Annotated in this window: 13 protein-coding genes; 12 read left to right on the top strand and 1 reads right to left on the bottom strand. The window is 60.8% G+C overall.

The features are described 5' to 3' along the window. Positions 1-52: 52 nt before the first annotated feature. The 9 genes from IU397_RS01925 (at position 53) to IU397_RS01885 (ending at position 8,795) form a co-directional block, all read left to right on the top strand. Positions 53-769: a DUF4129 domain-containing protein gene (locus tag IU397_RS01925; protein WP_204410058.1), complete on the top strand. Its 717-nt coding sequence runs from the start codon at positions 53-55 to the stop codon at positions 767-769. Then, positions 766-2,088 (top strand): hypothetical protein, encoded by a 1,323-nt coding sequence (locus tag IU397_RS01920; RefSeq protein ID WP_204410054.1) that lies wholly within the window; start codon positions 766-768, stop codon positions 2,086-2,088. Before IU397_RS01925 ends, IU397_RS01920 begins: the two co-directional genes overlap by 4 nt. Further along, positions 2,078-3,034 carry a MoxR family ATPase gene (locus IU397_RS01915; RefSeq protein ID WP_204410051.1) on the top strand — a complete coding sequence of 319 codons (957 nt, stop codon included), beginning with the start codon at positions 2,078-2,080 and terminating at the stop codon, positions 3,032-3,034. Before IU397_RS01920 ends, IU397_RS01915 begins: the two co-directional genes overlap by 11 nt. Positions 3,035-3,051: 17 nt before the next feature. After that, positions 3,052-4,329: a DUF58 domain-containing protein gene (locus IU397_RS01910; protein WP_239479531.1), complete on the top strand. Its 1,278-nt coding sequence runs from the start codon at positions 3,052-3,054 to the stop codon at positions 4,327-4,329. Further along, positions 4,329-5,336 (top strand): stage II sporulation protein M, encoded by a 1,008-nt coding sequence (locus tag IU397_RS01905; RefSeq protein ID WP_204410049.1) that lies wholly within the window; start codon positions 4,329-4,331, stop codon positions 5,334-5,336. The genes IU397_RS01910 and IU397_RS01905 overlap by 1 nt, the downstream gene beginning before the upstream one ends. Next, the gene (locus IU397_RS01900; RefSeq protein WP_204410046.1) at positions 5,323-6,234 is read left to right on the top strand and encodes an RDD family protein; all 912 of its coding nucleotides are present in this window, start codon (positions 5,323-5,325) and stop codon (positions 6,232-6,234) included. The genes IU397_RS01905 and IU397_RS01900 overlap by 14 nt, the downstream gene beginning before the upstream one ends. 5 nt (positions 6,235-6,239) lie before the next feature. Next, a complete protein-coding gene (locus tag IU397_RS01895) occupies positions 6,240-7,040 on the top strand; it encodes a hypothetical protein (protein WP_204410044.1) in 801 nt (266 codons plus the stop codon). A gap of 136 nt (positions 7,041-7,176) precedes the next feature. Then, positions 7,177-7,893, top strand: a complete 717-nt coding sequence (locus IU397_RS01890; protein ID WP_204410042.1) for a hypothetical protein — start codon at positions 7,177-7,179, stop codon at positions 7,891-7,893. 152 nt (positions 7,894-8,045) lie between these two features. Further along, positions 8,046-8,795 carry a hypothetical protein gene (locus IU397_RS01885; protein ID WP_204410040.1) on the top strand — a complete coding sequence of 250 codons (750 nt, stop codon included), beginning with the start codon at positions 8,046-8,048 and terminating at the stop codon, positions 8,793-8,795. A gap of 39 nt (positions 8,796-8,834) precedes the next feature. Here the strand turns inward: IU397_RS01885 and IU397_RS01880 are convergent, their stop codons facing one another. Beyond that, the gene (locus IU397_RS01880; RefSeq protein WP_204410038.1) at positions 8,835-9,773 is read right to left on the bottom strand and encodes a LysR family transcriptional regulator; all 939 of its coding nucleotides are present in this window, start codon (positions 9,771-9,773) and stop codon (positions 8,835-8,837) included. Between the two features lie 191 nt (positions 9,774-9,964). On the opposite strand from IU397_RS01880, the gene IU397_RS01875 reads away from it, so the two are divergent. The 3 genes from IU397_RS01875 (at position 9,965) to IU397_RS01865 (ending at position 12,276) form a co-directional block, all read left to right on the top strand. Continuing rightward, on the top strand, positions 9,965-10,171 hold the full coding sequence (locus IU397_RS01875; RefSeq protein WP_204410035.1) for a hypothetical protein: 207 nt from the start codon (positions 9,965-9,967) through the stop codon (positions 10,169-10,171). A gap of 140 nt (positions 10,172-10,311) precedes the next feature. Then, positions 10,312-11,151: a DJ-1/PfpI family protein gene (locus IU397_RS01870; protein WP_204410032.1), complete on the top strand. Its 840-nt coding sequence runs from the start codon at positions 10,312-10,314 to the stop codon at positions 11,149-11,151. 291 nt (positions 11,152-11,442) lie between these two features. Next, entirely contained in the window at positions 11,443-12,276 is an 834-nt protein-coding gene (locus IU397_RS01865; protein ID WP_239479530.1) for a GyrI-like domain-containing protein, read from the top strand. Positions 12,277-12,283: the final 7 nt, after the last annotated feature.

The raw sequence follows: 12,283 nt of genomic DNA, 5'->3' as shown, positions 1-12,283 counted from the left end.
AGTCTGAGATTGACGTTGTCATCGCGGAATGCTGTTCGTAGGTCAAAGCAATATGCGACAAAGTATATTTCTCACGTTTTGCGCAGCAGTTCTGTTTTTCGCAGCGCCATCAGCCGGTCAGGAGGCGATCCGGCAAGAAGTGGAGATTCGGGACAGCGGCACCGATTATCTGCAATCTGTCCGCAGGTATCCCGTATCCACCGACCTCACTTTTTTTGATCCTACCGGCCAAGCCCCCACGCTTGACACAAAGCTCACACCGGAACGAGTCGAGCGGTCGCAAGAGGGCGAAATGGCCCTTTACAGCCGCATCATCTGGATCTTGCTCAGCATCTTGATCATCGGTGCATTGGTATTGATCGTTGCACGGTTGGGCGGTGCCAGTGTCGTGGATCTGAACGCCCAGCCGAAAGATGCCAAATCCAAGCGCCGAAAAAAGGGCAATGCCCCGGGGGGTATCGGGTCCGCTTTGCCGGCCGAATTGTCCCAGATCCTTCAAATGACAGACCGGCGCGCGGCCTTGCTAGAGCTTATGCGGACAAGCCTGGCAAAAGCTGCCGATCTGCATCAGATCCGCCTGCAACGCAGTTGGACCGCCCGCGACGCTTTGCGCCGCATTCCCAAGGACTGGCCCTTGCACCCCCCGCTTCACACCGTCCTCGTTGCAGCCGAGCGTGCCCATTTCGGGGGGCGCGATGTATCCGAAGATGACTTTCAAGCACATGTTCAGGATATCGCCCCCCTCTTTGCAGCAGCGGCGCAGACATGACAGACAATACGGCATCCAGCTCCGGTGGCGATGGCCGCCGCTCGGTCGATCTGGTGATCCTCGCCGCCGTTGGCGCGGCCGTTATCGTGTTCCTGTGGTTCATGTCCGGGAGCGACGACCGCCGCCTCCAAAGCTCTGCTATCGGGTTCGACGGCCTGGGGGTCTGGCTCCGCACAAGCGATGTCGATGCCAGCACCTTTCGCGGGGGCTTTGGCATGTCCGCGGACGGCATCGGTTTGAACATTGTGCCGCTTTATGACCTCGACCTCAACAAACGCCGCAACCAACCCGAAACCAAGCGGGATCTTCTGTCTCAACAAGAAGAGTTCGATATTTCCCGCGAGGTCGTCGCCACCAAGATACGCGACCTGCCCACATTGATCATTCTGCCCAAATGGGGCACGGGAACCCGCCTGACCGGGGTAGCCCACCCTGTCCTGAGGGTCACCGATGCCAAGCTCAATACCCTGCTGTCCCAGATCGCGCCTGGCTTGGGATCGGTCAGCTTTTCCGAAACGGCCTTTACCAATTACGACGTCAACGTTGCTGGGCAAAACCTGCAGGCCGAACTCTATTTGGCCCAAACCATCGACGGCCCAGACTGCACACCTGTGATCGGACGGCGGGATGAAATGTTGCTGGCGCGCTGCAAGATCGACCCAACTGGCAATGATCAACAAAGCGTCCTTATCCTGTCCGACCCCGATCTTTTGAACAATCACGGCCTGCGCTTGGGGGATAACGCCCATATCGCCCGTGCCCTGCTGCCGGACCTGGCAGATGGCCAGCGCGTGCTGATCGATTACACCAATTACTCTTGGGTTGTCGATGCTGACGCACCCCAGCGCGCCGACCGCACCTGGGCTGATCTACTGCGCTTTTTCAGCTATCCGTTTTCGCTCCTTTGGATCGGCTTTGGAGCGGTCGCTATCCTGTTCGTCTGGCGATCCTTCGTGCGCTATGGCGCCCCCCGACGCCTGTTCGATGAGGGGCCAGGCGCGGCCAAGACCGTCTCAATCGGTGCACGGGCCCGTCTGTTGCGGCTGTCCAACCATGACGGTGCATTGCTGGCCGATTACCTTGATGCGCGCCTGACGGATCTGGCCCACCGCCTTCTGGGGCCAGCCGCGGCCAATTCAGACACGGCCCGCGCCCGGATCGACCGTATCCTACAGCGCCGAAACCCTGAACTGGCCCATGCGCTGGCGGAACTGACGGCGCGCATCCGTGGCCTCAGCATCGACATTCCGGCCGCCGAAGCCATCGCCCATGTCGACGACCTAGAGACCTTACTGGAGCAGATTGCCCATGACACTTGAAGAGCTCCGCGAAGCCGCAGACGCGATCCGGGCCGAGATTGGCAAGGCCGTGCAAGGCCAGGACGACATCATCGACATGCTGATGATCGCCCTTTTCTCCTCGGGCCATGTCCTGCTTGAAGGGCCGCCGGGCACGGCCAAGACCCTGCTGGCCCGCAGCTTTGCCGCCACCGTCGAGCTTGACTTTGGCCGCATCCAGTTCACCCCAGACCTGATGCCGGGTGACGTGCTGGGCGCCAGTATATTCGAATTCAAGACCAGCGAGTTCAAACTGGTCAAGGGCCCGGTCTTCAGCCAGATCCTGCTCGCGGACGAAATCAACCGCGCTCCACCCAAAACCCAGGCCGCGCTTTTGCAGGCCATGAACGAACGCACCGTGACCATCGACAATGAAACCCACGATCTGGGCGACAATTTCTTTGTCATCGCGACGCAGAACCCAATCGAACAGCAAGGCACCTATCCCCTACCCGAGGCGCAGCTTGACCGCTTCCTGTTCAAGCTGTTGGTCGATTTCCCGTCCGAGGCGGATGAGCTGAACATCCTGCGCCACCATGCAGCCCAACCGCTTGACAGTAACGCCCGCACCGCCGCGCTGTCGGCGATGGCCCAGGCCGAAACGCTCAGCGCCGGGCGCGCCCTGATTGATGACATCCGGCTGGAGGACGCGATCCTGGGCTATATCCTCCGCCTCGTTCGCGCCACCCGGATGGATCCGGAGATCACCCACGGCGCCTCCACCCGCGCCGCCGACGCGCTTGCCGCCGCCACCCGCGCCGCTGCTGCGCTGGACGGGCGTGACTTTGCAATTCCCGATGATGTCAAACGCCTGTTCATCCCGGCCTTGCAGCACCGTATCGTCCTGGGCCCCACGGCCGAGATTGAGGGACGCACCACCGCGGACCTTCTTGACAACATCCTCAACCAGATCGAGGCCCCCCGCTGATCCGCCCATCCCCCCGATTGCTGGTCATCGCCCTGGCGGCGCTTGGCCTGAACGTGATCCTGATCGCGATGGGCGGCGGCTTGCGGGATGGGGCGCTGATCCTGTGGGTGGCCCTGGGCGGCATGCTGGCCATGGATCTGGTGGCGTGCTTGCGTCGCCGCCACGGGATCGGGATCGACCTGCTGCCAGAACTGTTCGTGGGCGACACCCAGACCATGACCCTGCGCGTTGACCGCGCGCCCCAGGATCTGGCCGCCCGCATTGACTGGCCCGCAGGCCTTGATGGCCCCGCCGACATCACCTTCACTGGCAACGGCGAAAACCAATCCATCGCGCATGTCAGCGTTACCGCGCGCCGCCGCGGCCAATGGCTGATCGACCGACTATGGCTGCGCTGGCTCTCCCCACTGCGGCTTTTGGAGGTAACCCCCTGCATCCGGGTCGAAACCCCGGTCAGCATCGTGCCGAGCATCCGCCGCGTTCAGTCGGGGGAGATCACCTCGATGGTCCTGTCCGCCCTTTACGGGGTCAAGGAAAACCGCGCCATCGGTGAAGGGTCCGAATTCCACCAGCTCCGCGATTTCGTCCAGGGCATGGATGTGCGGTCAATCGACTGGAAACGCTCCGCCAAACATCGCAGCCTTGTGGCCAAGGATATGCGCGCCGAACGCAACCACCACGTCATCGTCGCGCTGGATAACGGCCACCTGATGCGCGAACAGATCGCGGGCTTGCCCAAGATCGACCATGCGATCAACGCCGCCCTCGCCACCGCCTGGGCGGCCACGATTGGTGGCGATCAGGTGGGGTTCTATGCCTTCGATGCCCGCCCCCGCATTTTCGTGCCGCCGGAACGGGGGCGGCTGGCCTTTGCCGCGCTCCGCTCCCGCACCGCGGAACTGACCTACACGGATGTCGAATCCAACCACACCCTGGCCATGGCCGAACTGAACGCACGCACGCCGCGCCGCAGCCTGATCGTGGTCTTTTCTGATTTCGAGGATACGACCACCGCCGAACTGCTGGTCGAAAATGTGGGCATCCTGTCCAAGCGCCACGTCATCGTCTTCGTGGCGCTCCGCGATCCCCATATTAACGACCTAGCAACGCAGGCCCCAGACGGCCTTGATGATGTGGCCACCCTCGTCGCGGCCTCCCAGGTCCAAACCGAACGGCAAATCGTCATGGAACGCCTGTCGCGCCTGGGCATCATCGTGATCGATAGCGAACCACGGCAGGTCACGGCACGTCTGATTTCGGCCTACCTCGATATCAAGGCGCGGGAGCTGATCTGATGGACACCGCGATCACCCTCCGCTCGGCCCGCTTTCGTGCGGAACGCGAAGCCGACTGGACGCGACTGGACCAACTCGTCCGTGTGGTGGAACGCGGCGGCGCCCATCAACTCAGCTACCAACAAGCCAAAGACCTGTCCTCTCTCTATCGGCAGGCCGCCAATTCGCTGTCCGTGGCGCGGGAAACATCGCTCGATGCGGCGATGCTGGACTATCTCGATGCCCTGGTGGCGCGGGCTTACCTTGCTGTCTACGCCCCGCAGGAACGGCTGGGCGGGCTCGTTCACCGTTTCCTGACCCAAGGTGCACCCGCTGCCATGCGCCGCTCCGCCCCCTTTATCGGCCTGGGCTTTCTGGCGATGTTCCTGGGCGCGCTGGCGGGTTATCTTTTGTTCTTCGAAGATCCCGCCTGGTACAACGTCTTTCTGCCAGCCGACCTGGCCGGGGGGCGCGGACCGGAAGCCAGCACCGACTATCTGCGCGGTGTGATCTATGATGATGATGCGGCCGATGGCGGCCTCGCTGCCTTTGCGTCTTTGCTCTTTTCCCACAACACCCGGATCGCGATCTTTGTCTTCGGTCTAGGGATCTTTGCCTGCGCACCCGCGTTTTTGCTAACTTTCTATAACGGCCTGATCTTCGGCGCGTTCTACGCCCTGCATGTGGATCGCGGCCTTGGCTTGGATCTGGCGGGCTGGTTATCGATCCATGGCGTGACCGAACTGTCGGCCATCTGCATCGCCGCGGGCGGCGGCCTGCAACTGGGCGCCGCGGTCCTCTTTCCCGGTACGACCACCCGCGCCGATGCCTTGCGCCATGCCGGGCGCGATGCGGTCAAACTGGCCATCGTGGCCGCGATCATGCTGTTTGCCGCAGCCATCCTCGAAGGGTTTGGGCGGCAACTGGTGCAAGACCGCTCCGCACGCCTGATCATCGGCTGGGGGATCGGCGCCCTGTGGCTGGCCTGGTTCGTCTTTGGGGGGCGCCAGCGCAATGTCAGCCGCTAAGGGCCGCAGCAACAAGGTGCGATTGATCCACGACTTCCTGCCGCCCGAAGGTGTGCCCATCACCTTCCGCGTGGCGGGGCTGACCGAACGCCTGGGCGCACAGGTGACCGATATCCTGATCACCGGCCTGTTTGCCGTAGCCGTTGTTTTGCTTATTGCTCTGGCAGGGCCACAAAGCACAGATGAGCTGGTCGTCGGGCTGGGATCGCTGCTCTTTTTCGCGATCCGCTTTCCGTATTATGTTTTGACAGAGCTGATGTGGAATGGGGAGACGTTGGGCAAACGTATGCTCAAGCTCAAGGTCGTCAGCGCCGATGGCCGCTCTCTCACGGCCCATGCCGTGTTCACCCGCAACCTGACAAAGGAGGCAGAGGTCTTTCTCCCCCTGACCCTCCTGCTGGTCATGGAAAGCCTAGATGGCTGGTCGCGTGCGCTTGCCGTTGCTTGGGTCGTCGTGACGCTGGCCGTGCCGCTCTTTAACAAGCGGCGCCAGCGGCTGGGGGATCTGATCGCAGGCACCTACGTGATCCACTACCCCGAATCCCGCCTTTTGCCTGATCTGGCGGGCAAGGCCACCCCGCAGGAGGAACGTTTCACCTTCTTGCCGCACCAACTCGACATTTACGGCGCCTTCGAATTGCAGACCCTGGAAACGTTCCTGCAAACCGACCGCCATGGCAGCCTTACGCCCGAGGCCCATGCCCGACGCAATCAACAGCTCGACGCCATCGTCACGCAGATCAGCAAAAAAATTAACTACGAGGAGACCATCCAGCCTGCCGAACACAGCCTGTTCCTCAAATCCTTTTACGCCGCCCAGCGCGCCCATCTCGAACAGCGCCAGCTTTTTGGCGACAGACGCGCCGACAAATTCCACGGCACGTCTGCGACGGACTGAAACTGGTGCAAGGCGTCCCCGACAGGTCAGCCTCACTTGGAATTGGCCGCATACTATCGGCCTCCGCGGCTCTTTTTAAGTCCAGGCTTCCCTATATTGCGGTTCTGACCAGTGCTGCGGTGCTGCTCAACAAACTTGCCGACACAGTGCTGGTGTCGTTGTTTTATGATACGAACTTCTTTGGGAGTTCAGGCTTTGATCTAAACTACTATGTGTACGAGTTGGGTATCGGTTTCACTAACGCGCTTGCCCACGCCGTCACCATGATCCCGCTGATCTTGATACTTCAAGACACCATTGCCGGGCGCGCCCTCCGCCTTCGCCACTCTGTGACACAGATCCCGGTGAACCTGCTGCCAGTGGCGGTTGCGTTCTGGTTGGTCAACCATTCCCCCTCTGTGGCGGCTTTGCTTTTGCTGATCGATCTCCCCCACATTCGAGCCATCGTTTCCCTGTTGTTTTCCGGGTTATTCATCTTTGCCGCTGTCGTTTGGTTCGTCGCTTCGCCTCTCGTCGTGATCGAACGGCAGGGTTGGCGCGCCTTCGGGCGCAGCTACCGCCTTGTGTCAAGGTATCGGTGGCCTGTTTTTGGCGTGTTTGTCGTGGTGACTTTGATCCTGATGCTTGTTTTAGTGGCGAGTGAATTTAGCGTGACCTATGGACAATGGGTCTTTGCCGAAATCCTGAATTTCGCAGCCTATTTGTGCACCGCATTTGAGGTAACGGTCACGGTCCTCACATACAACCGACTTTGCGCGATCAAGGAAGGCGCGCAGCCCGAAGATCTGGCAGCCGTTTTCGAATGAGGGTCCCGCCCTATCACCACACCGACGACGGGCCGTGCCGTGCCAATATGTCTATCTTGGGCCACTCGCTGTGAGGGATGCCATACCATCCAAGCCGCGCCTCGGGGTCTGGCCGCTGCTGCGGGAGACGGCTCAGATGGTCTTCGCTATCGCCCCGATCCTGTTGGCCCTTGCCAGCGTCGCAGTCCTTATGTCCATCGTGCTGCGTGCCGTCATCCTTGAAAACGCGGCTCCGCTGATCCTGGGCGACGTGCCCATCTGGTTGCGCCAACTCCTGATACTGCTGATCCAGGGCATCGCTGTTTGCATTGTCGTCGTGCCACCGATCCAGATCATCGCCGACCGCAAAAGCGGGCGGACCGCACCGGTCAACAGCTATGTCAGGGAGCTTCCGGTGATACTCATCCCAATGCTCGTCCTGTGGTGTGCATTTGTCCTGCCGGATGTCTTCCTGAAGCTCCTTATGGCGTTTATGCCCCAATCTCCCGCATTTGTCTCCGCCGTGGCCTTGCTCCGGTTCGCCGTCAATGTGGTGATCGTTATCCTGCTCTTCGTCGTCAGCCCGGTGATTGCGCTGGACAGCGGCCGCTTGCGCAGTATCGCACGGGGGATCGGCCTGATCCGCGGATATCTCTGGCCGATCATAGCCCTCTGTGCCGCGAACTGGACATTCAGCATAGTTGTTGTGGCCGCCTTCCTGTTTCCCATGGGGTTCAACACACCCTTCTGGCTCACCATGTTTGTGGGCTACCTGCTCTTTTCCATCCATGCCGTTCTATCAACCCTGACCTATCTGCGCCTGCAGAATATCAGGGCGACGGGCGAGACCGATGTTGTAAAGGTCTTCTCATGACTCAGTGTCATAAGCCGCACCGCGCCCGCCAAACCAACCCCAATCCGCATCTTTGCCAAACCTTATCCGTTGGTCTGGTAAGCCTGTCTTGAAGACGCCGCACTTGCCTTGTCTACTACGGGCATCTGAAACAAGGATTCTGCGAGGACCCATTGGAACAAACTGCGGAAAAACCGCCGCTCGGTGTCGGGAACATCCTGTCATCCGCCGCATCCACCTTCTTTTCGAAATTCACCTATATCTTCGTGATCAGCTTCGTGGCCGTGCTGGTGTCGTTCATCACCTACACGATCCTCGGCATCTCGGTCCTGAACCAACCATTTGCTGATGGCGATTTCAGTGGAACCGCCGTCTTTGGCTTTATCATCCAAATTCTGGTCGATTCGCTCGTTGGCGCCTTTGTCGGCATCCTCGTGACGTTCCTGACCTACGACACCGTGCTTGGCCGGCAAATCAATATATCGGCCTATCTGTCCAAACTCAGCACGCTGATCGTGACGGTCCTGCTGGTCAGCATCGTCATGGGCCTGGGCATCGGCCTGGCCACTTTGGCGTTGATCATACCCGGCCTGATCCTGACGATGATCTGGTACGTGACCATCCCCTCCGTCGTGATCGAAGAGATCGGATTTGGCGGCTTCGGACGCAGCCAACAACTGACCTCAGGCTATCGCTGGCCCATCTTCGGTCTGGTGCTGCTGGTGGGCCTGATCCTGCTGGGCATCGGCATGGGGATCGGGGCCGTGCTCGGTGCCACCGGCTGGCTGGGCGGTCCGGTGCTGCTGGCCATCCAGTACCTTGGCATGTCGTTCTCGGCGATCCTGGCGGCCACCACCTATGCCCGCCTGCGCGAAATCAAAGAAGGCGTCTCGGTCGATAGCATCGCCGACGTCTTCTCTTAACGACGGTCGCGCGCGCCGGGGCCCTCTCGGCGCGCGCGTCTACCCCCCTGCCTGCGCGCCACCCTCTCCCAGGGTCTCAAGCGCGTCATCACTCAGATCCTCCAGATCCTCCAAAATCGCATCCTGATCACGGCTGATCTGATCGACAACCTCCAGCAACGTCTTGCGCGCCACATCCTTCAGATCGGGCGGCAAATCCTGTCGCCATACGGCCCAGACCGGATAGGGAAAGATGGGGGCATCGGGCACCAGATGCACCTCACCCACATCCAGCATCGGCTTGACCGACCGCGCCGGAAGATAGGCCGCAAAGGGGCGGCGCCGGATGAACTCCGCACTCAACGCCCCCAAGGACAAAGTCAGACCGGGATTGGTCAGATCCGGCAAGTGCAGCGCGTGGGCTTGCACAAATTCCGGCCCCCAATCGACAAAGACATACCGCCCCTTCAGATCCAGGCTGGGATCCGGCCAGGAGGCGACCAGGACCAGATCCTCATCCAACAGCTTTTCGACCATCAGACCAGGCCGCACCTGAGGCGTATAGATCAGGCCCGCCTGCACCAGCCCCTCGATCAGGAACCGAGTTAGGCGGTCGGGCATCCCGATCTCGGCCCGGATGTTCAGGTCGGGACGGCGCGCGCGCAACCGGTCGATCCACCGAAACCCCAGGCTCGGCCAAAGGGAATACTGCGCCCCGATTGACAAGCTTTCGGTATAACCCTCCGGGATCGCGACCTGCTGGCGCGCTTCCTCCCAGATCTTGATCAGCGACAGGGCATAGCGCTCAAACTCGCGGCCAGCCGGCGTCAGTTCCGCGCCCGCCTTTGACCGGGTGAACAGCGCCCGCCCCAACCCATCCTCCAACCGCTGGATCCGCAAGCTGACGGCAGACTGCGTCACATAAAGCCGATCGGCGGCGTTCATGAACGATCCTGTCGCAGCCACCTCTAGGAAGGTGCGGATCAGGGCAATATCCATCGCGATCCATTCATAACAAAAACTCGGTTCATCTATTTTTGTTATTCGTTTTTCTTGATTTTGAAAACCCCGTATCTCCGGTCTTGCAGGGACGTGGCAGGGCAGTCCGCATCGCTTTGGGAGGGGCGGCGCGCACCGTCTACCTGTCCCTGCAGCCTGATGACCCCCGTATTTTGGAAAAGGAACGCGATATGACCATGACCAAACTCACCGCCACAGCCGCCGCCTTGACCTGCGCGCTGCTTCTGGGCGCCTGTTCCACCGAAAAGGCCTTTGACAACACTATCGACGGCACGCTTTTCGTCGGCAAAACCGCCGTCAAGGCAACCGCGGGGGCGGCCAAGCTCGCCGTCAAAGGAACCGGTGCCGCCGTGCGCAAGGTGCGCGGCACTGAATGATCGCTGAACCGGCGCAACCAGCCGGTCGCATGGGGCGATAGTGATTTAAGGGGCGCTGCACGAAATTTCTGTTTGGCAGGTCCTTTTCCCAAGGGCCCAGCACTGCCATCTGACTGCTATCCCAACGTCGGAGATTTCCCATGCTAGACCGCCGTCAGATCCTCCTGCTCGCCGCCGCCGGTATTCTCACCCCCGCAGCGGCGAGACAAAGCCTTGCCCAGATGGCCCTGCCGGATGGCTCGGTACGGACCAACCTCGACACACCCTTGCACGATATGTCCGCCTGGCCCGCGGAATGGACCGGGACAGAAACGGTGCTGATGCTGGCCTATCCCGGCATGACCGCGCTTGATCTGGTCGGGCCGCAATACATGTTCGGCAGCCTATGGGGCGCCACCGTTCAGGTCGTGGCAAAAACGACAGACCCCATTGTCAGCGATACCAGACTGACGATTGTGCCCGATATCTCCTTCGATGATGCACCTGAAAGCTGCACCATCCTGTTCGCGCCGGGGGGCATCTCGGGCATGTTGAATGCCATGGAAGATACGCAGACCATCGATTTCCTGGCGACGCGCGGGGCGACGGCCGATTACGTGACGGCGGTCTGCACCGGCACATTGCTGCTGGGCCAGGCGGGTCTGCTTGAGGGGTACAAGGCTGCCACCCACTGGCTCGCACACGACACGCTGGATGCGGTCGGCGCTCAGGCGGTCGATGCCCGGATTGTGCGCGACCGGAACCGTATCACCGGCGGCGGCGTCACGGCGGGGCTGGATTTCGGCCTGACAATGGTCAAGGAATTACGCGGCGAACGCTACGCCCAGGCTGTGCAGCTCTTGGCAGAATATGCACCCGAACCGCCCCTTTCGGCAGGCACCCTGCAAAGCGCCCCCACCGAGATTCGCGATATGATGGTGAGCATGTTTCCCGGCTTTGACGCACATGTCCGCGCCGTCGCGGCCACCCGCCCTCTCTAAGAGTGACCGTCACCGGGCGCAGAAGCACAGAAACTCAGACGTGAACAGTACGGACATCGCCTTGTCCGCGGGAGGGCAAGGCGATGGCTGATCCGGATTGGCCCTTAGGCGACCTGACTGCGCTGCCAATGATGAACAAAGGTTTGCTGCATCGCCCGGCGCGTATGTACGGAATATGTATAGTTTCTGCATGGGACGTGTATGCGATCTGCCCGGGCAGTTGAGCAAGATTTGTGCGTCCGGTCTTTGGCAAGGATGTGAGTGCGAACGATCCATAGGGTAAGGGCCATCATGGCACGTTACGAAGATAGAATACTGCGTGTTCTCAATTACATACACGACAATCCCGGGGGCAATCTGTCGCTTGACACGCTTGCCGATGTGGCCGCCATGTCGCGGTTCCACTGGCACCGCGTCTTCCACGCAATGACCGGCGAAACCTGCGCTCAGGCCACCCGTCGCATCCGCCTCCACCGCGGGGCCTGCTGGCTGGTGCAGACACAAGGGGAAGTCTCTGAAATTGCTCGGAAATGTGGCTATGAGAACACGCAAAGCTTCGTGCGCGCCTTCCGCGAAAAGTATGGCCTGACCCCAGCGGCGTTCCGATCCCGCGGTGCCTTGCAACCGCCTGTCCCGAACGACCCGAAAGGAACCAAACCCATGTATCCGATTGAAATCATTGATCAACCCATGCGCCGCCTCGCAGCTCTGCCCCATACCGGCCCCTATATGGAGATCGGCAAGGGGTTCGAGACGCTGGGCACCATCATCACCAGCCGCAACCTGTGGTCCCACGCCTATGGCATGGTCGGCGTCTATTACGACGACCCGGATGCGACCTCACCCGCCGACCTAAAAAGCCATGCCGGGGTGGCCGTTGACGAAGCGATGGAAATCGCAGACCCACTCACCGAACTGCGCCTCACCGGCGGGCGCTATGCCGTTATGCATTACAAGGGGCCCTATTCCGGGCTGAGGGCCGCCTACGGCTATATGTACGGCACGTGGTTGCCGAAATCCGGCGCAGATCTTGGCGATCAGGCCCCAATCGAGGTCTACCTGAACTCGCCAATGGACACAGCACCAGATGATCTGCTGACGGATGTCTGCGTGTCAGTGCGGTAAGGTTATC

Origin of the sequence: Actibacterium sp. 188UL27-1 (assembly GCF_016901225.1) — a bacterium.
In the GTDB taxonomy this organism is placed as follows: Bacteria; Pseudomonadota; Alphaproteobacteria; order Rhodobacterales; family Rhodobacteraceae; genus 188UL27-1.
The sequence above is the reverse complement of the archived record's forward strand: the minus strand, read 5'-3'. Positions and strand labels throughout refer to the sequence as shown.

Bases quoted from the DNA above. Each gene is read 5' to 3' on its own strand.
- IU397_RS01925 (WP_204410058.1), top strand. From the start codon at position 53: ATGCGACAAAGTATATTTCTCACGTTTTGCGCAGCAGTTCTGTTTTTC.
- IU397_RS01920 (WP_204410054.1), top strand. From the start codon at position 766: ATGACAGACAATACGGCATCCAGCTCCGGTGGCGATGGCCGCCGCTCG.
- IU397_RS01915 (WP_204410051.1), top strand. From the start codon at position 2,078: ATGACACTTGAAGAGCTCCGCGAAGCCGCAGACGCGATCCGGGCCGAG.
- IU397_RS01905 (WP_204410049.1), top strand. From the start codon at position 4,329: ATGGACACCGCGATCACCCTCCGCTCGGCCCGCTTTCGTGCGGAACGC.
- IU397_RS01900 (WP_204410046.1), top strand. From the start codon at position 5,323: ATGTCAGCCGCTAAGGGCCGCAGCAACAAGGTGCGATTGATCCACGAC.
- IU397_RS01890 (WP_204410042.1), top strand. From the start codon at position 7,177: ATGGTCTTCGCTATCGCCCCGATCCTGTTGGCCCTTGCCAGCGTCGCA.
- IU397_RS01880 (WP_204410038.1), bottom strand. From the start codon at position 9,773: ATGGATATTGCCCTGATCCGCACCTTCCTAGAGGTGGCTGCGACAGGA.
- IU397_RS01875 (WP_204410035.1), top strand. From the start codon at position 9,965: ATGACCATGACCAAACTCACCGCCACAGCCGCCGCCTTGACCTGCGCG.
- IU397_RS01870 (WP_204410032.1), top strand. From the start codon at position 10,312: ATGCTAGACCGCCGTCAGATCCTCCTGCTCGCCGCCGCCGGTATTCTC.
- IU397_RS01865 (WP_239479530.1), top strand. From the start codon at position 11,443: ATGGCACGTTACGAAGATAGAATACTGCGTGTTCTCAATTACATACAC.